Source organism: Arthrobacter sp. TJ-254, assembly GCF_058269175.1.
Window position 1 is genome coordinate 920,887 of record NZ_JBZCNF010000001.1, and the last position, 23,347, is coordinate 944,233.

The 23,347-nt window shown below is 66.2% G+C and carries 21 protein-coding genes; 10 read left to right on the forward strand and 11 right to left on the reverse strand.

Annotated elements, in window-relative coordinates; translation table 11 throughout:
• Positions 1-56: 56 nt before the first annotated feature.
• The 5 genes from uvrC to AC4D14_RS04435 form a co-directional block, all read right to left on the reverse strand.
• Positions 57-2,099, reverse strand: a complete 2,043-nt coding sequence (gene uvrC, locus AC4D14_RS04415; protein WP_490900351.1) for an excinuclease ABC subunit UvrC — start codon at positions 2,097-2,099, stop codon at positions 57-59.
• Between the two features lie 67 nt (positions 2,100-2,166).
• On the reverse strand, positions 2,167-2,835 hold the full coding sequence (locus AC4D14_RS04420; RefSeq protein WP_490900352.1) for a lysophospholipid acyltransferase family protein: 669 nt from the start codon (positions 2,833-2,835) through the stop codon (positions 2,167-2,169).
• A complete protein-coding gene (locus tag AC4D14_RS04425; protein ID WP_490900353.1) occupies positions 2,822-3,493 on the reverse strand; it encodes an HAD hydrolase-like protein in 672 nt (223 codons plus the stop codon). Before AC4D14_RS04425 ends, AC4D14_RS04420 begins: the two co-directional genes overlap by 14 nt.
• A gap of 59 nt (positions 3,494-3,552) precedes the next feature.
• Positions 3,553-6,462: an excinuclease ABC subunit UvrA gene (gene uvrA / locus AC4D14_RS04430; RefSeq protein WP_490900354.1), complete on the reverse strand. Its 2,910-nt coding sequence runs from the start codon at positions 6,460-6,462 to the stop codon at positions 3,553-3,555.
• Positions 6,463-6,548: 86 nt separating this feature from the next.
• Complete coding sequence (locus tag AC4D14_RS04435; protein ID WP_490900355.1) at positions 6,549-6,926, reverse strand: GntR family transcriptional regulator; 378 nt, start codon at positions 6,924-6,926, stop codon at positions 6,549-6,551.
• 157 nt (positions 6,927-7,083) lie between these two features.
• On the opposite strand from AC4D14_RS04435, the gene AC4D14_RS04440 reads away from it, so the two are divergent.
• Together AC4D14_RS04440 and AC4D14_RS04445 are read left to right on the forward strand one after the other, a co-directional pair.
• Positions 7,084-7,722: an MBL fold metallo-hydrolase gene (locus AC4D14_RS04440; RefSeq protein ID WP_490900356.1), complete on the forward strand. Its 639-nt coding sequence runs from the start codon at positions 7,084-7,086 to the stop codon at positions 7,720-7,722.
• 208 nt (positions 7,723-7,930) lie between these two features.
• On the forward strand, positions 7,931-8,587 hold the full coding sequence (locus AC4D14_RS04445; protein WP_490900357.1) for a VOC family protein: 657 nt from the start codon (positions 7,931-7,933) through the stop codon (positions 8,585-8,587).
• A 59-nt stretch (positions 8,588-8,646) separates the two neighbouring features.
• Here the strand turns inward: AC4D14_RS04445 and AC4D14_RS04450 are convergent, their stop codons facing one another.
• Entirely contained in the window at positions 8,647-8,835 is a 189-nt protein-coding gene (locus tag AC4D14_RS04450; protein ID WP_490900358.1) for a hypothetical protein, read from the reverse strand.
• Between the two features lie 462 nt (positions 8,836-9,297).
• Here AC4D14_RS04450 and AC4D14_RS04455 point away from each other — a divergent pair, with 462 nt between their 5' ends.
• The 3 genes from AC4D14_RS04455 (at position 9,298) to AC4D14_RS04465 (ending at position 13,099) form a co-directional block, all read left to right on the forward strand.
• Positions 9,298-10,020, forward strand: a complete 723-nt coding sequence (locus tag AC4D14_RS04455) for an HAD family hydrolase (RefSeq protein WP_490900359.1) — start codon at positions 9,298-9,300, stop codon at positions 10,018-10,020.
• A 47-nt stretch (positions 10,021-10,067) separates the two neighbouring features.
• Positions 10,068-12,425: a glycoside hydrolase family 65 protein gene (locus AC4D14_RS04460; protein ID WP_490900360.1), complete on the forward strand. Its 2,358-nt coding sequence runs from the start codon at positions 10,068-10,070 to the stop codon at positions 12,423-12,425.
• 95 nt (positions 12,426-12,520) lie between these two features.
• On the forward strand, positions 12,521-13,099 hold the full coding sequence (locus AC4D14_RS04465; RefSeq protein WP_490900361.1) for a TetR/AcrR family transcriptional regulator: 579 nt from the start codon (positions 12,521-12,523) through the stop codon (positions 13,097-13,099).
• A 40-nt stretch (positions 13,100-13,139) separates the two neighbouring features.
• Here the strand turns inward: AC4D14_RS04465 and AC4D14_RS04470 are convergent, their stop codons facing one another.
• The 3 genes from AC4D14_RS04470 to AC4D14_RS04480 all read right to left on the reverse strand — a co-directional run bounded on the left by AC4D14_RS04470 (position 13,140) and on the right by AC4D14_RS04480 (position 15,252).
• Positions 13,140-13,457: a hypothetical protein gene (locus tag AC4D14_RS04470; RefSeq protein WP_490900362.1), complete on the reverse strand. Its 318-nt coding sequence runs from the start codon at positions 13,455-13,457 to the stop codon at positions 13,140-13,142.
• A gap of 159 nt (positions 13,458-13,616) precedes the next feature.
• Positions 13,617-14,312: an SGNH/GDSL hydrolase family protein gene (locus AC4D14_RS04475; protein WP_490900363.1), complete on the reverse strand. Its 696-nt coding sequence runs from the start codon at positions 14,310-14,312 to the stop codon at positions 13,617-13,619.
• Positions 14,313-14,478: 166 nt separating this feature from the next.
• Positions 14,479-15,252, reverse strand: a complete 774-nt coding sequence (locus AC4D14_RS04480) for a trans-aconitate 2-methyltransferase (protein WP_490900364.1) — start codon at positions 15,250-15,252, stop codon at positions 14,479-14,481.
• A gap of 54 nt (positions 15,253-15,306) precedes the next feature.
• On the opposite strand from AC4D14_RS04480, the gene AC4D14_RS04485 reads away from it, so the two are divergent.
• The 3 genes from AC4D14_RS04485 to AC4D14_RS04495 all read left to right on the forward strand — a co-directional run bounded on the left by AC4D14_RS04485 (position 15,307) and on the right by AC4D14_RS04495 (position 19,735).
• Positions 15,307-17,853, forward strand: coding sequence for a DEAD/DEAH box helicase (locus AC4D14_RS04485; RefSeq protein ID WP_490900365.1), 2,547 nt, complete (start codon positions 15,307-15,309; stop codon positions 17,851-17,853).
• Positions 17,854-17,897: 44 nt separating this feature from the next.
• Positions 17,898-18,383 (forward strand): GNAT family N-acetyltransferase, encoded by a 486-nt coding sequence (locus tag AC4D14_RS04490; RefSeq protein WP_490900366.1) that lies wholly within the window; start codon positions 17,898-17,900, stop codon positions 18,381-18,383.
• An 83-nt stretch (positions 18,384-18,466) separates the two neighbouring features.
• Positions 18,467-19,735 carry an alpha/beta fold hydrolase gene (locus tag AC4D14_RS04495; protein ID WP_490900491.1) on the forward strand — a complete coding sequence of 423 codons (1,269 nt, stop codon included), beginning with the start codon at positions 18,467-18,469 and terminating at the stop codon, positions 19,733-19,735.
• On the opposite strand, the gene AC4D14_RS04500 is transcribed toward AC4D14_RS04495, so the two are convergent.
• Both AC4D14_RS04500 and AC4D14_RS04505 read right to left on the reverse strand, forming a co-directional pair.
• Positions 19,732-20,496: an ion transporter gene (locus AC4D14_RS04500; RefSeq protein ID WP_490900367.1), complete on the reverse strand. Its 765-nt coding sequence runs from the start codon at positions 20,494-20,496 to the stop codon at positions 19,732-19,734. The two genes, AC4D14_RS04495 and AC4D14_RS04500, sit on opposite strands and share 4 nt — an antisense overlap.
• A complete protein-coding gene (locus tag AC4D14_RS04505; protein WP_490900368.1) occupies positions 20,496-21,008 on the reverse strand; it encodes a DUF421 domain-containing protein in 513 nt (170 codons plus the stop codon). Before AC4D14_RS04505 ends, AC4D14_RS04500 begins: the two co-directional genes overlap by 1 nt.
• A gap of 304 nt (positions 21,009-21,312) precedes the next feature.
• On the opposite strand from AC4D14_RS04505, the gene AC4D14_RS04510 reads away from it, so the two are divergent.
• A complete protein-coding gene (locus AC4D14_RS04510; protein ID WP_490900369.1) occupies positions 21,313-22,659 on the forward strand; it encodes a DUF2254 domain-containing protein in 1,347 nt (448 codons plus the stop codon).
• A 191-nt stretch (positions 22,660-22,850) separates the two neighbouring features.
• Positions 22,851-23,345 carry a hypothetical protein gene (locus AC4D14_RS04515; protein WP_490900370.1) on the forward strand — a complete coding sequence of 165 codons (495 nt, stop codon included), beginning with the start codon at positions 22,851-22,853 and terminating at the stop codon, positions 23,343-23,345.
• The last annotated feature ends 2 nt before the right edge of the window (positions 23,346-23,347 follow it).

Consider the following 23,347-nt stretch of genomic DNA (forward strand, 5'->3'; position numbering starts at 1 on the left):
GTTGTTCGTGCAATTGATCAGTACGCCGCCGACAGCGCGCGCTCCTCCCAGCCTAGCTAAGAATCGAGAATCTCGCCCGTGGCGAGGTTCACAGACGGCACCAGCTCCTCAGCGGGGTCCCCTGCCAGTCCTGACCGGATTGTCTCTGCAAGGGCGGGCCCGATGCCGGGCACCTCAAGCAGTTCGGCGACAGTGGCCGCCTTGAGTTTCTTGACCGACCCGAACTGCTTGAGCAGGGCCTTGCGCTTTGCTGGGCCGAGGCCCTGGATGCCGTCAAGGGCCGAGGCGGTCATCGACTTGCCGCGCTTCTGGCGGTGGAAGGTGATCGCGAAACGGTGCGCCTCGTCCCGGATGCGCTGCAGCAGGAACAGGCCCTCGGAGGCGCGCGGGAGGATCACGGGGAAGTCGCTGTCCGGAACCCACACTTCCTCCAGCCGTTTTGCGAGCCCGATGACGTGGATGTCGTCGATCCCCAGGTCCTTCAGCGCACGGGCAGCGGCGGCGACCTGCGGCGGGCCGCCGTCGACGACCACGAGGTTGGGCGGGTAGGCGAACTTGTTCCGCTGGGCCGGGGTGGTGGTGTCGGCTAGGGGGGTCCCGGCCGCGGCGTCGTCGGCAGCTCCGGCGTCAAGTGCGTGGTCGTCCCCGGGGTCATCCACTTGACCGTCCGCTTGGTCGTCCGCCGCGCCTGCCGCCGGCGCGCCGGCAAGGTAGTTCCGGAACCGCCGGAAGATGACGTCGTACATGGAGGCTGTGTCGTCGCGGGCGGCGTCACCGGTGATGGCGAAGCGGCGGTATTCGGACTTGCGGGGCAGGCCGTCCTCGACAACGACCATCGACGCTACGACGTTCGTCCCGGACACGTGGGAAATGTCGAAGCATTCGATACGCATGAGCGCCTGGGGCAGTTCGAGCGCTTCCTGGAGTTCGCTGAGCGCGGCCGACCTCGTGGTGAGGTCCCCCGCCCGCCGGCTCTTGTGGAGGCGCAGGGCGTCGGCGGCGTTCTGCTGGACGGTCCCCATCAGGGTTGCCTTGTCGCCGCGCATCGGCACCCGGACATCGACGCGTGCCCCGCGCAGGCCCTTGAGCCATTCGAGCATCTGCTCGGCGTTGCTGGGCATCACCGGAACGAGCACTTCGCGGGGAATCCTGTCGGTGCTGGCACTCTCGCCGTACACCTGCTGCAGTAGGTGCTCGACGAGGTCGGGCGTGTCCATGTCTTCGACCTTCTCGACGACCCAGCCGCGCTGTCCCCGGATGCGTCCGCCGCGCACATGGAACACCTGGGCGGCGGCCTCAAGCTCGTCCTCGGTGAGGGCGAAGATGTCGGCGTCGGTGTCCTCGCTGAGGACGACCGTGTTGCGCTCGAACACCCGCTTGAGGGCGGCGATGTCGTCGCGGGTGCGGGCGGCCGACTCGTAATCGAGTTCGGCCACCGCCGCTGCCATTTTCTGCTCGAGGCCGGTGATGAAACGCTTTGCCTCGCCGGACATGAACGCGACGAACTCCCCTGCGAGGGCCTTGTGGTCCTCGGGGGAAATCCTGCCGACGCAGGGGGCCGAGCACTTGTCGATGTAGCCCATGAGGCAGGGCCGGCCGGAGCGTTCGGCGCGCTTGAAGACCCCGCTGCTGCAGGTGCGCACCGGGAAGACCCGCAGGAGGGTATCGACGGTCTCGCGGATCGCCTTCGCCGGGTAGAAGGGTCCGAAGTAGCGCGTGTCCTTTTTCTTGTCGCCGCGCATCACCTGGACGCGGGGGAACTTCTCCCCCATCGTCACCGCAAGGTAGGGGTAGGACTTGTCGTCGCGGAACATGACGTTGAACCGCGGGTTGAATTCCTTGATCCAGGTGTATTCGAGCTGGAGGGCCTCAAGCTCGCTTCCGACGACGGTCCACTCGACCCCCGCGGCGGTGTGCACCATGGCGCGGGTGCGCGGCATCAGTCCCTGCGGGTTTGCGAAGTAGGAGTTGAGACGGGAGCGGAGGTTCTTCGCCTTGCCGACGTAGAGGACCCTCCCGTGTTCATCCCGGAACCGGTAGACGCCGGGGTCCTGCGGAATCTCGCCCGTCTTGGGGCGGTAGCTTGCTGGGTTGGCCACGTGTTAATCCTATGGTTGCGACGGCGGCGGGCCTGCCGTTTCAGCTCACCGCTGACAATCGGCCCGCCTAGTCGGTGGTCTTGCTCTGGTTGTAGCTGGCCGACCTCTCCTGGCCGGTGAGGTCGGCGATCGAGTCCATGACGGCATCGGTCGCCTTGCGCCGCGCCGGCAGTGAATGGTCCGGCCCGGTCTTCTCGAAGTAAAGGGGCGTGCCCACGCGCATCGTGAAGTGCTGGGGGCGAATCCCCTTCTTGCCCGCGGGCTGGAGCGCATCGGTCCCGATCAGCCCCACGGGTACAACGGGTGCGCCGGTGGTGAGGGCAAGCCATCCCACCCCGGTCCGGCCGCGGTAAAGGCGCCCGTCCCGTGAGCGCGTGCCCTCCGGGTAGATCCCGACCCCGTTGCCCGCCTCGAGCAGTTCGAGCAGGGTCTTCAGGGCCTGGACGCTGGCGGCCTGCTGGCCGCGCTCCACCGGGATCGAGCCGACACCTTCGAAGAAGGACCGCATGAGCCGTCCCTTTACTCCGGTGCCGGTGAAGTACTCGGCCTTGGCGAAGAAGGCAACCGACCGGGGCATGAGCGCCTGGATGAGGACGCTGTCGAGGAAGGAAAGGTGGTTCGCCGCGACAATGAAGGCGCCGTCCGCCGGAACGTTCCCGAGGCCCTCGACCGTGGGGCGGCACAAGCCTGCGATCAGTCCCCGAGTGGTGCTGCGGGTCAGGTCATATAAGCCCACGGAGCACCTCCAGCAGCTCATCGGCGGTGTCGACGACCTTCGTGGCCCCGGCGTCCTTGAGCTCACCCCGCCCGGCGAACCCCCAGCCGACCCCGATGCAGTCGAGCTTGTTGGCGGTTGCCCCGTGCACGTCGTGCGAGCGGTCGCCCACCATCACCGCGCGGCCGTAGCCCCCGGCGTGCTCGGACAGGGCTGCGGCGATGATCGAGGCCTTGCCGTCGAGCCCGGCCGCCGCCCGCTCGTCCCGGGGCGAACCGTGGACGGAGTCGAAAAGGTGCCGCATGCCCTGCACCGTGAGCAGCTCCTCGGCGAGCCAGGTCGGTTTCTGCGTGGCGACGGCGATAAGGCACCCGCCGGCCCGCAGCTCCGTGACGCAGTCGACGATTCCCGGGTAGGGCCGGCTCTGGGCCATGCCGGTCGAGCGGTAACCCGCGCGGTAGGTTCCCAGGACGGCGTCGATCCGGTCCGAGGGTACCCCGGCAATCGAACCGAGCGAGGTGACAAGCGCAGGGCCCACCATGCTGTTGAGCAGCTGCGCCGGCGGGACGGCGAGTCCGTGTTCAATCAGGGCGGCGCTGATGCCGCCCGTTATCGCCCCGGCCGGGTCCACAAGCGTTCCGTCAAGGTCGAAAAGAACAAGCACACGCGAATTAGTCACCGGCCAAGTTTGCCACAGCGCGTTCCGCCAACCGCACCCGTATGCTCCTTCCGGAATGTTCAGTCAGCGGCAGCGAAGATTTCCGCCAGGAAGGTCCCCGTGTAGCTGCGCTCGCTGCGCGCGACCTGCTCCGGAGTGCCCGTGGCGATCACTTCGCCACCGCCGGAACCGCCGTCGGGACCAAGGTCGATCACCCAGTCGGCGCTCTTGATCACGTCGAGGTTGTGCTCGATGGTGATGACCGTGTTGCCCTTGTCGACGAGTCCCTGGAGGACGAGCAGCAGCTTGCGGATGTCCTCGAAGTGGAGGCCGGTGGTCGGCTCGTCCAGGACGTACACGCTGCGCCCGTTCGAGCGCTTCTGCAGTTCGCTGGCGAGCTTGACCCGCTGCGCTTCACCGCCGGAGAGCGTTGTGGCGGGCTGGCCGAGCCTCACGTACCCGAGCCCGACCTCGACCAGGGTCTTGAGGTGGCGGGCAATGGGGCTGAACGCCGCGAAGAACTCGGCCGCTTCCTCGATCGGCATGTCCAGGACGTCGGCGATGGTCTTGCCCTTGTAGTGCACCTCGAGGGTTTCCCGGTTGTACCGGGCGCCGTGGCAGACCTCGCAGGGCACGTAGACGTCGGGCAGGAAGTTCATCTCGATCTTCAGCGTTCCGTCGCCCGAGCACGCCTCGCAGCGGCCGCCCTTGACGTTGAAGGAGAACCGCCCGGGCAGGTAGCCGCGCACCTTCGCCTCGGTGGTTTCCGCGAACAGCTTCCGGATATGGTCGAACACGCCGGTGTAGGTGGCCGGGTTCGAGCGCGGGGTGCGCCCGATCGGGCTCTGGTCGACGTGGATCACCTTGTCGAGGTGGTCGAGCCCGTCGATGCGCTTGTGCCGGCCCGCGACCTGCTTCGCTCCGTTGAGCTTGTTGGCGAGCACCTTGTAGAGGATGTCGTTGACCAGCGTCGACTTGCCCGAACCGCTGACGCCCGTGACCGCGGTCAGCACGCCGAGCGGGAAGGAAACGTCGAGCTTCTGCAGGTTGTTCTCCCACGCCCCGACGACCTTCAGCTGCCGTGAGCGGTCGATCTTGCGCCGCTTCGCCGGCACCTCGATCTTACGGCGGCCGGAGAGGTAGTCGCCGGTGATCGACTTCTCGTTGGTGAGCAGGTCGGCCAGGGATCCGGAGTGGACCACCTCGCCGCCGTGCTCCCCCGCGCCCGGACCGATGTCCACGATCCAGTCCGCCTCGTGGATTGTGTCTTCGTCGTGCTCAACCACGATCAGGGTGTTGCCGAGGTTGCGCAGCCGGGTCAGGGTTTCAATAAGGCGGCGGTTGTCGCGCTGGTGCAGGCCGATCGAGGGTTCATCGAGCACATACAGTACCCCGACGAGCCCCGAGCCGATCTGGGTGGCGAGCCGGATGCGCTGCGCTTCGCCGCCCGAGAGCGTTCCCGCCGCGCGCTCAAGGTTCAGGTATTCGAGCCCGACGTCGAGCAGGAACGTCAGGCGGGCCTGGATCTCCTTGAGCACCTGGTTCGCGATCTGGGCCTCTCGCCCCGTGAGCACGAGGTTGTTGAGGAAGTCGCTGCAGTCGCGCATCGGCATTGCCGCCACCTCGGCGATCGACTTGCCGTTGATGAGCACGGAAAGGGAGGCCGGGTTAAGCCGGGCGCCGCCGCAGGCGGGGCACGGGATCTGGCGCATGTACTCCTCGTACCGGTCACGGGCGTGATCGGACTCGGTCTCTAGGTGCTTGCGGTGGATGTACTGCACAGCGCCCTCAAAGCCCGTGCTGTACTTGCGTTCCCTGCCGAACCGGTTGCGGTACTGCACGACCACCTTGTGGTCCTTGCCGTACAGGGCGGCCTCGCGAGCGCGGTCGGGAAGCTTCCGCCACGGCACGTCCATGCTGAAGTTCAGTTCCTTGGAGAGGCCCTCGAGCAGCCGCGTCCAGTATTCGAGGGTCGCCGTGCCCAGGGACCACGGCGCGATGGCGCCTTCGGCAAGGGTCAGGTCGGGGTTCGGGACAACGAGGTCCTCGTCCACCTCGAGCTTGGTGCCGATGCCGGTGCACGCCGGGCAGGCGCCGAACGGGTTGTTGAAGGAGAAGGAGCGCGGTTCGATCTCGTCAATCGCAAGCGGGTGCTCATTGGGGCATGCGAGGTGCTCCGAGAACGCGCGGAGCCGCTTTGAGTCGTCGGCGGGCAGGTCGACGAAGTCGGCAAGGACCCGGCCCTCGGCGAGCTTCAGCGCCGTCTCGACGGAGTCGGTCAGCCGCTGCTGGATGCCGTCCTTGACCACGAGGCGGTCGACGATGACCTCGATCGTGTGCTTGAACTGCTTGCCGAGCTTCGGAGGGTCGCTGAGCTGGATGAGCTCACCGTCGACCCTGGCACGCGAGTACCCCTTCGCGGTCAGTTCCTGGAACAGGTCGACGAACTCGCCCTTGCGCCCGCGCACCACCGGCGCAAGGATCTGGAACCGGGTCCCCTCCTCGAGTTCGAGGAGCTGGTCAACGATCTGCTGGGGCGTCTGCTTGGTGACCGGCTCCCCGCAGATCGGGCAGTACGGGCGTCCTACGCGGGCCCAGAGCAGGCGCATGTAGTCGTAGATCTCGGTGATTGTGCCCACCGTCGACCGCGGGTTCTTGCTCGTTGACTTCTGGTCGATCGACACCGCCGGCGAGAGGCCCTCGATGAAGTCGACGTCGGGCTTGTCCACCTGGCCGAGGAACTGGCGCGCGTAGGCGGAAAGCGACTCGACGTAGCGCCGCTGGCCCTCGGCGAAGATCGTGTCGAACGCCAGCGACGACTTTCCCGAACCTGACAGTCCGGTGAAGACGATGATGGCGTCGCGGGGCAGGTCGAGGTCGACGTTCCGGAGGTTGTGCTCGCGGGCTCCCTTGACGATGAGCCGGGAGAGGTCGTGGACCGGGAGGTGTGCGTCGGAGGCGTGCTGCTCCAGGGAGTTGGCTTTAGACACCGTTCTACTCTAATTCAAACCGTCTTCGAAAACATATTCGAATACGTGATGTTTCCCGCCGCGGCGGCGGTTCCCGCGCCAAGCGTTCACGCTCGGCGCAACGCGGCCCGCAGGTACGCGACCGCTTCCTCCTCCTTGAGTCCGCTGGCCTTGACGATCCGCGCATAGTCCGCGGCGCCGTCGGCCGCCCGCTTGCGTGCCTCGTCTCCGGCGGCGGCAATGACGGTGCCCGCCCGGGACCGGGTGACAACGATCTGGGCGCGCTCCAGCTCCCGATACGCCCGAGCGACAGTGTTCGCCGCGACACCCAGGTGCGCGGCAAGGGTGCGTACCGGCGGGAGGCGGGTGCCCACGGGAATCCGGCCGCTGTTGGCCGCCTCGACGATGAGCGCGCGCAGCTGCTCATAGGGTGGAGCCGGGTTTGACTGGTCGAGCTTCAGCCAATCGGGAACATCGTTGTCCAAGGGTTCCCCTTTCCCCACCGAGCACGGCGGCGTATGCGTCGCCCGTCCCTAGCGTTCGTAAGTGCAGGATACCGCCTCCACACGTGATTACGACCGGTAGCAGCAGGTATTCAGCAAACCCTGCGAGCGCGTATATTCCAGTGCCTACACTTGCCCCATGCTGAACCTCTCCGACGTCACCATCCGCACGATCGCCGTTTCCGAAATGGACAACAACGTGTACCTGCTCACCGGGAAGGCGTCCGGAGAGCAGGTGCTCATTGACGCGGCCGACGACGCTGATGCGATCCTCGCCCTGCTCCGCGGGGGCGCGGCCGATACAGATGCCGAGGCCCGGCTCGCCCTGCTTGTGACGACACACTCGCACTGGGACCACGTCCGGGCGCTGCGCCGGATCGTCGACAGCACCGGGGTGCGCACGGCCGCAGGCACCGAGGACATCCCGGACATCGCGGTTCCGACCGACATGGCCCTCGAGCACGGTGACGTGCATTCCTTCGACGATTATGAGCTTGAGGTAATCAAGCTCCGCGGCCACACGCCCGGATCGGTGGCGCTGCTGTACCGCGATCCCCACGGGCCCGCGCACCTGTTCACTGGCGACTCGCTCTTCCCCGGCGGCGTAGGGAACACCCGGGGAGATGCCGCGCGCTTCGCCTCGCTGTACGCCGACGTTGTGGACCGGGTCTTCGACTACCTTCCCGACGACACTCTCGTCCATCCAGGCCACGGCAGGGGCACGACGCTCGGCGCCGAGCGTCCGCACCTCGGGCAATGGCGGGAGCGCGGCTGGTAACAGCGCTCCCGCGGACCAACGAGAAGGGCACCTGCCGGAGGAAACCACCTCTTCGCGCTGACCGTTGCGGAAACTGCTCCCGAACCTGGGACGGGGCACGGGCCGTTGTCGGGACCAGTGTCCAGACTAGGGTTCATCACTGGCGCCTCGGGTGCTCCGGAGTGCGACCCTGTAGCTGACCTGACAGGGTACGACAAGGGAGGCCAACGTGAACACAACACAACCCGACACCAGCGCAGACACCGGGACGACGAGCGCCGCGGTCGACATGAAGCTGGAGGTGATCGTCATTCCTGTTTCGGATGTCGATCGCGCCAAACAGTTCTACGACAGCTTGGGATGGAGGCTCGACGGCGAATTCGTCGACGGCGACTTCCGCGGACTTCAATACACGCCCACCGGTTCCGGGTGCTCCATCCAATTCGGCAGCAAGGTCACGCTTGCCGAGCCCGGCTCCGCCCAGGGCATGCACCTGATCGTCACGGATATCGTGGCAGCACAGCAGGATCTCGTCGCCCGCGGTGTCGACGCGAGTGAGGTCTTTCACTGCGAGGCCGGTTACGCATGCAGGTTCCCAGGCAATGACGCACCTGTTTCCGGTCCGCACCCCGACCGCGGCACGTACGGGTCGTTCGTCTCATTTAGCGATCCCGACGGAAACGGCTGGATCCTGCAGGAAGTGACCCAGCGGTTCCCGGGCCGCGTCGAAGGCGATACCGCTTTCGGCTCGCAGGCCGACCTCGCACAGGCACTCCAGCGCGCGGCCGCGGCCTACCAGGAGCAGGGGAAGCAGAGCATGCAGGAGGACCCGAACTGGCCGCAGTGGTTCGCCTCGTACCTCGTGCGGGAGCAGAGCGGCGAATAACCGCCGTTCTGGCATCGGTGAGCCGCCCGGGGTTGCTTCGACCTACCCCGGGCGGCTCACTACTGCGCTCCTCCTTCGAGGTGCTGGACTGCGTCGTCGTACGCCTGTTCCGGGGTGCGGCCCTGATCACGCGCCACGATGTACGCGGCGTACCAGCCTGACCAGTGATGGGGGGCCGAGTTCGCCTCGTATCCGCCGTGGTGCTCCTCTGCCTCACGAAGGAGTGAGGTCAGCGTCGATACATCCATTGGTCGTCCTTCCCTGTCGTTCGTCCTGCCCTTGTTGCTGGTGCTGTGGGGCCCTGCACGGTTGCCCCTGCTCCGGCCGCGAACAAGGGTGGCAGCCAGCGTGCCGAAATTCTACCCGCGGCCGTTACGCCGGACCATGCCCTGCCGGGGCAGCGCGGCCGGGTCCGTTCCCCTGAACGGGCTGCGGCGGCCGCGCCCCGATGATCCCGCGGATTCACCTTGAGGAATGGCCGGAGCGCGGCTGGCGGACGAGCGCCCAGGCAGTAACACAAGCGCTCCGAGACGTAACAATTCGCCTCGGGTAGAAAGACTTGTCTGTATAGGGAAGAATGTGACGTTGGGCCGCGCGGTTTTTCCTGGCGGCACGCCCTCCCACCCATTGCCACCGCCGGCTGCTGGACGCCGAACGCGGTCGCCCGGTGAGCCGAGGCACGCGAACTCAAGAATGGACTTCGTCCGACAATGAACACATTCCGCCATTGGACGGGCGCACGAGCAGTGCTCTTCGACCTCGACGGCGTACTGACGCCCACAGCCGAGGTCCACGAAACCGCATGGAAGGCCCTGTTCGAGCACTACCTGCGAGGCCGCGCAGGCGTGCGGCAGTACTCCGGGGGCGACTACTTCGACCACATCGACGGCAAGCCGCGCTTCGACGGGGTGCGGGATTTCCTTGCCTCGCGCGGCATCACGCTTCCCGAAGGCCCAGCCGATGATGATCCGGCTCATGACACAGTGCAGGGCCTTGGCAACCGCAAGAACAGGTTCTTCAACGACATCGTCAGGACCCAGGGCGTCGATCCCTTTCCGGGATCGGTCCGTTTCATCGAGGCCGCCGAGGACGCCGGGCTCACGCTCGCCGTGGTCTCCTCCTCAAGGAACGCGCCGGCCGTGCTCAAGGCCGCAGGACTCGACGGGCACTTCCGCATCGTTGTCGACGGCACCGTGGCTGCCGCAGCAGGCATCCCCGGCAAGCCGGACCCGGCAACGTATGAGCACGCGGCGGCACTCCTTGAGCTTCCCAGCGAGAGCTGCGTGGTTGTCGAAGACGCAGTCTCAGGGGTCCAGGCGGGCAGCGCAGGCGCATTCCATTCGGTGATCGGCGTCGACCGAGGGGCCGGCAGGGAGACCCTCTTGCAGGCCGGTGCAACCTTCGTTGTCGGCGACCTCGACGAACTGCTCTAGCCCTTTCGACAACCCTCGAACCACCATCACCAAAGGACTGCCGAAAAATGGCGCTTATCAACGCGGACCGGGAACGTTTCCCCCGCACTCCATGGGGACTCGTTGAGACCTTCTCCAAGCCCGGGGACACCGGCGCACTCGAAACGCTGTTCTGCATCGGGAACGGCTTCCTTGGTGTGCGGGGTGCCCACTGGTCAGCGGCCGATACGGAGCTGCCGGGCAGCTTCATCAACGGTTTCCACGAAACCTGGGACATCAAGCACGCCGAAAATGCTTTCGGGTTCGCCCGCACCGGTCAACGGATCCTGTATGTGCCAGACGCCAACAACTTCAGGGTCGTCATTGACGGTGAACCGCTCACCCTGGCCGGATCGGCCGTGGCAGAGTACCGGCGCACCGTGGATTTCACCACGGGAATCTACGAATGCAGGATCACCTGGCTGACCCGCTCCGGTGCCGCAGTGACCACCGTGGAGCGGCGTGCCGTTGGATACGAAACGCGCGGCGGCCTGGCCATCAGCCTCGAGGTGTCGGCGGACCGGGCGGTGTCGGCGGATATCACCTCCCTGGTCATCAACCGGCAGGACCAGCCCGTTGAGGACCACTCCGAGCACGATCCCCGGCGCTCCGGCAGGCACGCAGGACGCGTGCTGCTCCCGCTGCGGCTGGACGGCGACACCGGCTCCCTCCGGCTGGCATGGGAAACCGAGGAATCCAAGCAGCAGGTCGGCGTTGCCGTGGATCACTGGATCTCAACCCAGCAGGCTCCTCTGGAGACGACCGCCGACCAGGACGAAAGCAGCGTACGGTACGTCCTCACCATCGACGACGGACTGCCTCTGCGGCTCGAAAAGAGCGTCGGGTACGCCGTCGCAGATGCCGGGGGTGGATCCGACGTCGCATCGGCCGCGGAAGCCTCGGTTCGGCCCGCCGCGGCGCTTTTCGAGGAGAGCACAGCGCACTACAGGGACTACTGGGCAACGGGCGACATTGAGATCGGAGGTCCAGCAGATCTCCAGCAGGCCGTGAGGTGGAACCTGTTCCAGCTCGCGCAGGCGACCGCCAGGGCCGGGGTAGCCGGCATCCCGGCGAAGGGCGTAAGCGGATCGGGATACGAGGGCCACTATTTCTGGGACCAGGAGATCTATCTGCTCCCATTCCTCACCTACTCCAACCCGAAGGCCGCCCGGAAGGTGCTTGAGTTCCGGCATCAGCTGCTGCCCGAAGCCAGGGCGCGGGCCAGGGAGCTGAGCGTCGACGGGGCGCTCTTCCCCTGGCGCACGATCAACGGTCTCGAGGCAAGCGCCTACTACGCGGCCGGAACCGCACAGTTCCACATCGCCGCAGCGATCGCCTTCGCCACCAACAGGTACATCTGGGCCAATGGCGACGCCGCCTTCCAGCAGTCGAAGGGTGCGGATCTGCTGATCGAGACGGCCCGCATGTGGCTCTCGCTCGGCTTTTTCGGCAAGGACGGCGGCTTCCATATCCACGGAGTCACCGGACCGGATGAGTACACGGCCGTCGTCAACGACAACCTGTACACGAACGTTATGGCACGGTTCAACCTGCGTGCCGCCGCGGCGCTTGAACGCTCGGACATCGACGAGACGGAGCGGGACCTGTGGCTGCAGGCCGCGGCCCGGATGCAGATGCCCTTTGACGAGGTGCTCCAGGTGTTTTCGCAGGACGCCGACTTCATGACCCTCGAACCCTGGGATTGGTCAACGCCGCGCTCCAAGTATCCGCTGCTGCTCAACTTCCATCCCCTGGTGATCTACCGGCACCAGGTGCTCAAGCAGGCCGATACCGTGCTGGCGATGTACCTTCAGTGGCAGGACTTCACGGCCGAAGAGAAGCAGCGCGCCTTCGACTTCTATGACCCGATCACCACGGGAGATTCAACGCTTTCCGCGTGCGTCCAGGGAATCATGGCGGCTGAGGTGGGTTACGGCGATGTAGCGCTGTCGCACTTCACCGATGCCGCGTTCATCGACCTGGACAATTCGCACAGCAACACGATCGACGGCGTTCACATCGCTGCCGCCGGAGGCGTCTGGGCTTCCCTTGTCAGCGGGTTCGCCGGGTTCCGCGACCAGGGACCGGTTCCGTATTTCGATCCGCGCCTCCCGGCCGAATGGACCGGACTCTCGTTCAGCCTCAAGCACCGCGGCGGATCGTTGAGGGTTGAACTTGAACCGGGGTCGATCGGCCTCTCCTTCGCCGGTGGCTCGTCCATCGACGTGCAGGTGCGGGACCGGCTCGTGACAGTCGGTGCCGAGAGGGTGACGCTCGCTGTTGCCCCGGTGGCGGCGCCGGCCCCGTCGGTGTTCCACAGCAGTTTCCCCACGGCCGGCATCCCGATCGTGCCACCCCGCACACCAGTGCAGGAGCCGGCCCTTTAAGTCAAGAAATTACTCGCGGTGTGCACGCCGACCCCGAATACTGGTGGTATGGACACAAAGGAAGCTGAACATCCGTCCGCAGCATTAGGAGCCTAATGGATACCGCGTCACCGGTGGCCGAGCCCCGCGAGCGGATACTCGCGACGGCCTACGACCTCTTCATGCAGCGCGGCATCCGCGATGTCGGCGTCAACGAGCTGATCCGTGAGGCGGGAATCGCCAAAGCCACCTTCTACTACCACTTTCCATCGAAGGACGACCTCGTCCTCGCGTTCCTTGCGCGGCGCGAAGAGCTCTTCACCGTGGGATACCTGGTCGCGGAATCAACGCGCCGGGCAGACACAGCCGAGGAAAGACTTCTTGCAATCTTCGATGTGCTCGATGAATGGTTCCGCCGTCCCGACTATGAGTCGTGCTCCTACATCAAGACGCTCTTCGAACTGGGCCACAGCCATCCCCTGGGGAGGGCGAGCGCGGAGTACCTGACGAAAATCCGCGGCGGGGTTGAGGAGCTCGCCGCGGAAGCCATGCTCAAGGATGCTGAAGAATTTGCCCACGCTTACGTGCTGCTGATGAAAGGTGCGATCGTTGCCGCCGCCGAGTCCGACGCGCGGGCGGCAGAACGGGCGAAACCCATGGCGCGGTGGCTGATCGAGCACCACCGGGCTGACTGAGCGGCACCTGCAGCCTGCGGCCTTAGGGGTCAGCGGCGGATCAGTGGCGCTCCCAATCCAAGGGATCGCCGTCGGACATGTCGAAGCCGGGGTTGTTGAGCCGCACCATCTCCTGGAGATGCTCCAGCAGCACCTCTTCCGACCGTTCCGGAGCGTTCGACCATTCGAGCCGCTGCCGGAGCCGGGCCCGCCCGTCCTCGCCTGCGGCGTCAGGACTGCGAAGCGTCTTCTGGATGATTTCCAGGGCTTGGAACCGGATTGTTATTGCAGGGTCCACTGTGAGGGCGCTTGCATCTTCGGGCACGCGGATCCGCTCGGGATCGGCGGAGAACGGGCGGGGCAGGTATTCGTCGAGCATTTCATCCTTATGGCATGGCCGGTGTGTTTGTCTCCGGCATCCAACAACCCGCAGGATGACCGCCCCCTGGACCGGCCGCAGGCACACATGCGCCACCCGCTGCCATACATTTCCACGTACCGTCCTGCAACGATGTTACCGACAGGTAGACAAGTCTGTCTAGCGTGCGGCGTGGCGGGGCGCGCCGACGAAAACAGAACTGACGGCGGTCTGCCCTACCGACAGGGCACCGGCGATCGCCATCGCGATCTTCCTGCCGCCCTTAACGGACGGCTCGATCGGGTTGGCGTAGTCGCCGTCGTCGCTGCAGATCAGCCGGAGATCGATCAGCGAGATGCCGCGGGAGAACGCGGCGCGGGTGATGTGGTCGTTGAAGATGGCTGCCGCCGTCCGGATGATCCGCTGATTGGGTTCAGAGGGTGGAGTGTCGTAGATGGTGCAGACAGCGGTGGGAAGTCCGACTGCCGCCACCGCCTCGATCATCGCGTCGTAGCTGGACGCGAAGGAGTCGCGGGCGTCGCTGAGCATCCCCAGGGCCGCCGCGACCGAGCTGGCCGGCTGGTCGAGCAGGTACGCGTACCCCAGGGCGTCGTTCCCGCCGACGCTTACCACGAGGTGGGTCGCGTCGGAGGGCAGCCCGCGCAGCTGCCGGGCCACGCCGGAGGCCACATCACCGTCGACGGCCAGGAGGGTGGCGGCCCAGCCGCGGGACAGCTCGCCGCGCAGCTGCGCCACGACGTCGGGGCCGCCGGACACATAGGCGGCGTTGTCGAATACGGAATCTCCCAGCAGCACCACGTGGCCGGCCGATGACTCCGTGGCTGGTGCGGCGTTCCCCGCACGCTTCCTCCACATGCGGCAAATGTATCAACGCGCCAAGCGGTTCACACCGTCTTTTTCTCATGCACACGGCAGGCGCCCGCCGCCAGGTGCATGCGCATCCTCACCAGCGGCCGCGCAGGGCCGGCACGGGACCGATGCCGGAAGGTAGTCCGGCGGTGTTTCCCGGACGGGCCCGTTCTTAGGGCCTGCTGCCCACTGCGAAGATCCTGCGGAACGGGAACACCGTCCCGAAGGACTCAACCGGGTACGCGCCGCGCAGCAGTTCCGCATACCCTTCCTCGAATTCGGCGGCATCCGCCGTGGAGAGTGCATCGAGCACCGGCCGCAGTCCGGTTCCGCGCACCCACTCAAGGACAGGGTCCTTCCCCTGGAGGACGTGGTGATAGACCGTCTCCCACGCCTCGACGCGCATTCCGGCCCCGGCCAGGAGGCGCAGGTAGTCCTGCGGTTCGCCCACAGCGTCGGCATGCCGCAGCACTCCGTCAAGCAGGGGCGCCCACCGGGCGGAACCAGCGTGCCGGCGCATCAGGGAGTGCGATGGCGCGTCGAAGTTCGCCGGCACCTGCACCGCCAGCCACCCTCCGTCCGGCAGGCCCGCCGCCCACCGCGGCAGGAGCTGCTGATGCCCCGGCACCCACTGCAGCAGGGCGTTTGAAACCACGACGTCGTCCTCGGGCCCGGGCGTCCACTCGGCGGCGTCGCCTTCGAGGAACGTAAGGTTCCCCGGGGCATCGAGCGCGCTGGCACGGCCGACCATCTCGGGCGAGGAATCGATCCCGGTGACCTGCGCCCCGGGCCAACGCACGGCGAGCGCCGCGGTCAGCTCCCCGGGCCCGCAACCCAGGTCGACGACGCGGCGGGGGGACGGATGGTTGATCCTGGAGGTCAGGTCGAAGAAGGGCCTCCCGCGCTCGTCCGCGTACTGCGAATATTTGGCGGGGTTCCACGTCACGATGCTCCGTTGCATAGCTCACCCTAACCCCGGCACGGGTAGGCTGAAGCGACAATGAGGATTCAAGAGCATCTCCCCGCGCCATCGTCCGATCAGCCCCAGGCCGACGCGGTGTACGAGGCCTTCACCGACTGGGCGGCGTCCCGGGGACTTTCCCTGTACCCGGCGCAGGACGAGGCGGTGCTTGAACTCGTCTCGGGGAGCAACGTGATCCTTGCGACGCCCACGGGATCCGGCAAGTCCCTCGTGGCGATCGCCGCGCACCTCCTCTCCACGGCCGAAGGGCGGCGGACCTACTACACCGCCCCGATCAAGGCCCTGGTCTCCGAGAAGTTCTTCGCGCTCACCGAGATCTTCGGCGCCGAGAACGTCGGCATGATCACCGGTGACTCGAGCGTGAACTCCGACGCACCGATCATCTGCTGCACCGCCGAAATCCTCGCGAACCTTGCCCTGCGCGAAGGAGAGGCAGCCGAGCTCGGCACAGTGGTGATGGACGAGTTCCACTTTTACTCCGACCCCCAGCGCGGCTGGGCCTGGCAGGTGCCGCTGCTCGAGCTGCCCCAGGCGCAGTTCCTGCTCATGTCGGCCACCCTTGGCGATGTATCCCTCTTCGAGAAGGAACTGACCAACCGTACCGGGCGCCCCACTGCAACGGTGACCTCGGTGGAGCGGCCCATCCCCCTTCACTACTACTACGTTGAAACGCCGGTGCAGGAGTCGATCGAAGAGCTCCTTTCGACGAACCAGTCGCCGGTGTACGTTGTGCACTTCAGCCAGGCCGAGGCCATCGAGCGGGCACAGAGCCTGATGAGCGTCAATGTGTGCACCCGGGAAGAGAAGGACCGCATCGCCGAGCTGATTCGTTCCTTCAGGTTCTCCTCCGGCTTCGGCAAGACCCTCAACCGGTTCGTCCGTCACGGAATCGGCGTCCACCACGCGGGGATGCTTCCGAAGTACCGCCGGCTCGTCGAGCAGCTCGCGCAGGCGGGCCTGCTCAAGGTCATCTGCGGAACCGACACCCTCGGGGTGGGCATCAACGTGCCGATCCGCACGGTGCTGCTCACCGCGCTGAGCAAGTACGACGGCGTCCGGACCCGGCTGCTCAACGCCCGGGAGTTCCACCAGATCGCCGGGCGGGCGGGCCGGGCGGGCTACGACACCGCCGGCACCGTCGTGGTCCAGGCCCCCGAACATGTTGTGGAGAACACCAAGGCGATGGCCAAGGCCGTGTCCAAGTTCGGCGACGACCAGAAGAAGCTGCGCCAGGTGGTCCGGAAGAAGCCGCCGCAGGGATTTGTCTCCTGGGGACGGCCCACGTACGACCGGCTCGTCGAGGGCGTCCCGGAACCGCTGACCTCCTCGTTCACCGTCAGCCACTCCATGCTGCTGAACCTGCTCGAACGCCCGGGGAACCCGTTCAAGGCGGCGCAGCGGCTGCTCAGCGAGAACCATGAGCCCCGGGCCTCGCAGCTGCGGCTGATGCGCCGTGCGATCGGCATCTACCGGGAACTCGTCACCGCCGGCATCGTCGAGAAGCTCCCCGAACCCGACGCCGACGGGCGCCAGATCCGGCTCAGGGTCCACCTCCAGGCGAACTTCGCGCTCAACCAGCCGTTGTCCCCCTTCGCGCTTGCAAGCATCGAACTGCTCGACCCCGAGGCTCCCGGCTATGCCCTCGACGTCGTCTCCGTTATCGAAGCGACGCTGGAAAAGCCGCGCCAGGTGCTCTCCGCACAGGAGAAGAAGGCCCGCGGGGAGGCGGTTGCCGCAATGAAGGCCGAGGGCATCGACTACGACGCCCGGATGGCCCGGCTGGAAGAGATCACCTACCCGCAGCCCCTCGCCGAACTGCTTCAGCAGGCCTTCGACGTCTACCGCGGGACGGCGCCGTGGCTTGGCGACTTCGAGCTCGCCCCGAAGTCCGTGGTGCGCGACATGTACGAGCGGGCGATGAGTTTCGGAGAGTACGTCGCGTTCTACTCCCTCACCCGCTCCGAGGGCATCCTGCTGCGCTACCTTGCCGACTGCTACAAGGCGCTGCGCCAGACCGTTCCCAGCGATGCGCTGCGCGAGGACCTCAGCGACATCATCGAGTGGCTGGGCGAGCTGGTACGGCAGGTCGACTCCAGCCTGATCGACGAATGGGCGCGGCTCGCGGCCGGGGATGTCTCCGGCCTGGCCGGCGGAACCGTCGGGCCGGACGTCGACCTGCCGGAGGAGCCCCCTTCGGTCACCTCGAACGAGCGCGCTTTCCGGGTGATGGTCCGCAACGAAATGTTCCAGCGTGTCCAGCTGTTCGCCGATGAGAAGGACGAGGCGCTTGGGGCGCTCGACTCCGACTCGGGTTGGACCGCGGACCGCTGGGCGGAGGCGATGGACGGGTACTTCAACGACTACGAGGACATCGACGACGGCCCCGAGGCGCGCGGACCGAACCTGCTGATCATCGACAAGCAGCCGCGGGTGTGGAAGGTGCGCCAAATTTTCAAGGACCCGGAGGGGAACCACGACTGGGGGATCAACGCGGTCATCGACCTGGCGGCCTCCGATGCCGCCGGTACGCCCGTGGTTGAAGTCATAGGAGTCGGCGCGCCGTAGCCCGGGGGCGGCTGAGGTGTCGGCCGCCTCGTTAGGCTTGGAGGATGAACGTAATCCGCGAAGCCCGGCCCGAGGATGTGCCGACCATCCTCCAGCTCATCCACGATCTGGCGATCTACGAGAAAGAGCCGGATGCCGTGAAGAACACGGTCCCCAAGCTCACCGAGGCACTGTTCGGCTCAACTCCGACAATTTACGCCCACGTGGCGGAGAGCCGGGGTGAGATCGAAGGGTTCGCCCTCTGGTTCCTCAACTATTCGACGTGGGAGGGTGTGAACGGGATCTACCTCGAGGATCTCTATGTCCGCCCCACCGCCCGCGGAGCAGGGCACGGCAAGGCCCTGCTCCGCCAGCTCGCCCGCATCGCCACGGAGCGCGGCTACGCCCGCGTGGAGTGGTCGGTGCTCAACTGGAACGAACCGTCGATCCGCTTCTATGAGAACCTTGGCGCCCGCCCGCAGTCCGACTGGTCGACCTTCCGGCTCACGGGTGCAGCGCTCAGCGGCTTCGCGGGGACTGAGGCACAGTGAGCGCCCGGAGCAGGGCGGCCACCCCGCGTACGGAAGCCACCGCCGGCGGCGCGGACGCTTACCAGCCCGGGCCGACCTTCCTGATGCGGGGGCTGAGGGCGACAGCTCACCGGTTCACCGTGCCCCTTGACCATGCAGTGCCCGACGGCGAAACGATCTCCGTCTTCGCCCGGGAGTACACCTCAACGGACCACAGCGACGACGAGGTGGAGCGCCTGCCCTGGCTGCTGTTCCTTCAGGGCGGTCCGGGCGGCCGGGGCAACCGTGCCACCCAGCTCAGCGGGTGGATGAAGGCCGCCGCCCAGACCTTCCGCATCCTCATGCTCGACCAGCGCGGAACCGGCCTCTCCACCCCGGCGGACGCCATGACGCTCGCGGCGCGTGGCGGAGCGGCGGAGCAGGTGCGGTACCTGACGCACTTCCGTGCCGACTCGATCGTCGCCGACGCCGAAATCCTCCGCCAACGGCTCGTGGGCGGGCCATGGACCATCTTCGGGCAAAGCTACGGCGGCTTCTGCGCACTGACCTACCTGTCCCGGGCCCCCGAAGCCCTCGAGCGCGTGTTGATCACCGGCGGGCTCGCCCCGCTGACGGGAAGCCCCGACCGGGTGTATACGGCCACCTACGCCCGGGTTGAGGAGCGCAACAACGAATACTTCGCCTGGTATCCCGGCGACCGTGAGCTCGTCACCCGCATCGCCCGGCATCTGGAGCGGGTTGATGAGCGCCTGCCCACGGGAGAGCGGCTCAGCACCCGGCGCTTCCAGATGGTCGGGTCCTTCCTCGGGGGAAATACACGGGTCGATGCGCTTCACTACCTCCTTGAAGACGCCTTTGTTGACACTCCCGGCGGCCCGCGGCTGTCCCAGGTGTTCCTCGACCAGGTGGGACCGCTCGTCTCCCGCAGCTCCAACCCCCTCTACGCGCTCATGCACGAGTCGATCTACTGCCAGGGGGATGCCTCACGCTGGTCCGCGGAGCGGGTCCTGGACAAGTACCGCCAGTTCCGTGCGGAGGTGGAGGAGCCGCTGCTCACCGGGGAGATGGTCTATCCGTGGTACTTCGACGAGGACCCGGCGCTGCGGCCGTTGAAGGAAGCTGCCCACCTCCTGGCCGAGAAGGAGGACTGGGGTGCGCTGTACGACCCCGGCGTCCTGTCCCGGAACTCGGTGCGCGCCGCGGCCGCCGTCTACCGTGACGACATCTACGTTGACCGCGCGCTGTCCCTTGAGACAGCCGCGTCGGTGAAGGGCCTGAAGGTGTGGGAGACACCGGACTTCCACCACGACGGGATTTCGGATGACGGCGAGGCCATCTTCAACCGGCTGCTCGCCCTGACCGGGGACGCCTAGCCGTCCTCGGGAGATGCAGCCGGGGACCGCAGCCCTGTCGGCGCTGTGCCTGCCCGACCCTGGTCTCCCCGGAGGAAGAACGCGCCGAGGGATCCCGCAAGGGTAGCGAACACGGCCACCGAGTAAAGGGCCAGAATCACTTGGAGGATCCGCGAAAAACCGCTTGGGGAAGTGATTCCGCTGCCGGTGATCGTGGCCATCGCCGCCTCGTACAAGGCGTCCCCGTAGCTGGTGTGGGATCCGGTCGCGTAGAGCAGCTGGCTTGAGGCAAGGATCACCACGGCGGTGACCGCCGCCAGCCAGCCGATCCGGCTCGAGAGAAGGCGGCCCGCGGACCGTGAACCGCGGATGCCTGCCGAAACGATGCCGCCGAACCGGGCGAGCCGTGCCGCCCGGATCAGGCGCAGGGCCTGTAGCGCGCGGAAAAAACGGAGGAAAGGCACAAGAAGGAAAATCACCTGCCACCAGTTGCGTTTCCAGAAGCTCCACTGAAAGCCGGCGATGTAGGCGCGGAGCAGGAATTCCCCCACGAAGATGGCCCAGAACAGCCATCCGACGATCGCCAGCGCGAGGCTCAGGCGCGCTTCGGTCGCCAGAAGCTGGCCGAGGACCACGAAGAGGAATACCACCCCGAGCACGCCCATCGGTTTGTCGAGGCGCCGGGCGAAGATTTCGGCGGCGCCCAGCTTTTCCTCCGGTCTGGGGCCGCCGGAAGGCACCACCGCGTCGAGTTGTTGGCGAGGGTCAGGGTTTTCCTCCATCAGTTTCCGCTCACTACGCCTTTCATCGCCGACCCGTCGCCGAATTTCGAACGTTGAATGACGCTGAGCGTTCCGTTGGTCTCAAGGACCACCGCCGCAATGTCGGCGAGGTCCCCCGATCCGCTGCCGCGCACCGCCTGAAGCACTTCGGATTCCGTGAGCCGGTTGCTCAGCAGTTGGGAATGCTGCAGCTCCCCGTTCCGCATCAGCGCAACGGGCTCGGAGGTCACAACCCGCCGTACGCCCGGCCATCGGACCGAGACCGCCGCAACAAGGTACTGGAGGCCCGCGAGCAGGGCCAAGGCGGCGAACCCTTCGGTCCAGGCGACCTCACTGCTGAGGAGGATCGTGGCGAGCGTCGAGCCAAGCGCAACGGTCACGATGAAGTCGAAAGCGTTGAGCTGCCCGAGTGTGCGTTTGCCCGAGGCACGGAGGACGAGCACCAGGGTCAGATAGGCGGCCGAGCCCACGGCGAGGGTCCTGACGACGTCGGCCCAACCGTCAAACCACATGGTTTTCCCTCGGTTCGTGCTGCCGGGCTGCCGGTCCGTGAATCATTGTGTTGCCTCCTCGAACTTGTGGATTCTCGAGCTGGATGGTGAAGGCGTCGGACCGTCAACCAGTACCGGAACAGCGCTGGTGACCCTGCTGCCGGGCGGAGGAGCGTCAGCCGGGTTCACGAATCGATTGACAGCCACCTTATCAACGTGTGCTAGGTGCCTTACGGCCCTATGGCACCCCGGCAGCGTTATCCTTTGTCGATGGAGCTCGACGGCGCACCTCCCAGACCGCCCGGCGACCAGAGGGAGGGCCGGCATGAACAGACGCGCGCGCGCCGTACTGCTTAAGGACTCCCTGAAAACACAGCTCTGGCCGGTACCGCTTCTCGCCGTCTGCCTGGCTCTCGGATTGGGACAGTACCTGCCGTACCTGGATCAGCGGATTGACGACGACCTGCCCGCCCCGGTCTCAGGGCTCTTATTCGGCGGAGGCCCAGAGGCCGCCCGCTCCCTCATGGAGACAATCGCCGGGTCCCTCGTCACCGTGACCTCGCTGACCTTCTCCCTGACCGTCGTGACGCTCCAGCTCGCGAGCAGCCAGTTCTCGCCCCGGCTGCTCAGAACGTTCACCCGGGACAGGTTCGTTCACAACACGCTCGCCCTGTTTCTTGCCACGTTCGTCTTCGCGTTGACGGTGCTGCGTAGCATCCGTGTCGAGACCAGCGCCGGCGCAGGATTCGTTCCCGAGATATCGGTTACCGTGGCCTTCGTCCTCACCATCGCCAGCGTCGTTGCCCTTGTTCTCTTTCTCGCCCACCTCTCGCGGGAGATCCGGGTTGAAACGATGCTGCGTAACGTCCACGCAGAAGCGAACAGGGCGATCGACCGGATCTTCCCCCACGATGCACCGCCACCAGCCGGGCTTGACGCGGGAAAAGGTGCCTCCCATGCGGTGATCGACAGCGACACCTCCGGTTTTTTCATCGACCTTTCAAATGACGCCGCGCTCAGCGCAGCGGTCGAGACCGACACCCTCATTACCGTTGACGCAATGCCTGGCGCGTCCCTCATTACCGGGGTGCCCATAGGGCGCGCGTGGAGCATGAAGGGGAGCGGCATCGATACGCAGCGAAGGAACGCCCTGCAGGAGAAACTCTGTGCCGGCCTGGCGACCAGCTTTGAGAGAACATCCATACGGGATGCGAGTTTCGGGCTGCAGCAACTGCTCGACGTGACCAGCAAAGCCCTCTCACCGGGCATCAACGACCCCACGACCGCGGTCCATGCGCTCGGACACATTTCGAGCGTCTTCTGCGTGCTTGCCCAACGGACGACCGGGCCAAAAGCGCTCGTCGACGAACACGGACAGGTCCGTGTGGTCCTGCGTTACCCCACCTTTCCGGAGCTGCTTGACCTGGCGATGCGGCAGCTGCTCGCCTATGCGATGGAGGACCCGCGGACCGCCGGACGGATCGTTCACATGCTTCGGGAAATCGCGTGGAGCGACAGGGACGGTGATCACCATCCAGCGCTACGCGCCCAAGCCGCGGAGACGCACACCGCCATTGAGCGCTCATCTCTCCGGGCTCCGGACAAGGCGCTCCTCAGGGCCGGTTGCGCGGACATCGAGGCGGCGTTGCGCGGATCATGGCCCGCCGACTGAAGGGCCCCTCGCGGCTCGTCGGACCGCTTTCCGCTGGGGCAGCAAGCGGTTATCAAATTGGAAGGTCAATTGAGCCGCACGGCTGCACACAATGGCCCATGACCACTTCCGGCGAATCATCCCAGCGCCATCGCGAACACCGACCAACGCAGGAACGCCGACCAACACAGGCTTCCGGAAGAGCGAGAAAGTTGTGGATCCTCATCATCGCCGGATTCGCACTCAGCATCCTGCTCGCCGCCGTGAACGGGCTGCAGCTGGCCTCCCTTCGGCGGGCGGTGGGTGGATATGCGATGCCCGAAACCTCCTTCACCGGGTACAGCCCTGATTATGTGAGGGCAGTGCGGACCCTGATGACCGATGAGCTGTATGAGCGGTACGGGGCGTCGCACTATTTCTGGGACCTGTTGTTCCCCCTCGTCTTTGCCGCAACCCTTACCCTGCTCATCCTTCATACAGTGGGACGAAGGTTCCGCTGGCTGTTCCTGCCGATTCCGGTGCTGTATGCGATAGCGGACATCACCGAGAACCTGCTCATCGAGGGCATGTTCGCGGCGTCTCCGGTGGATCCGGGAACGGTGACCGCCGCATCGACCCTGACCGTAGTGAAATTCATCCTCTTCGCGGCCTGCATTGCCGTGGGCCTTACCGCACTGCTTTCCCGGCCACGCCGCACCGAGGAGTGAAC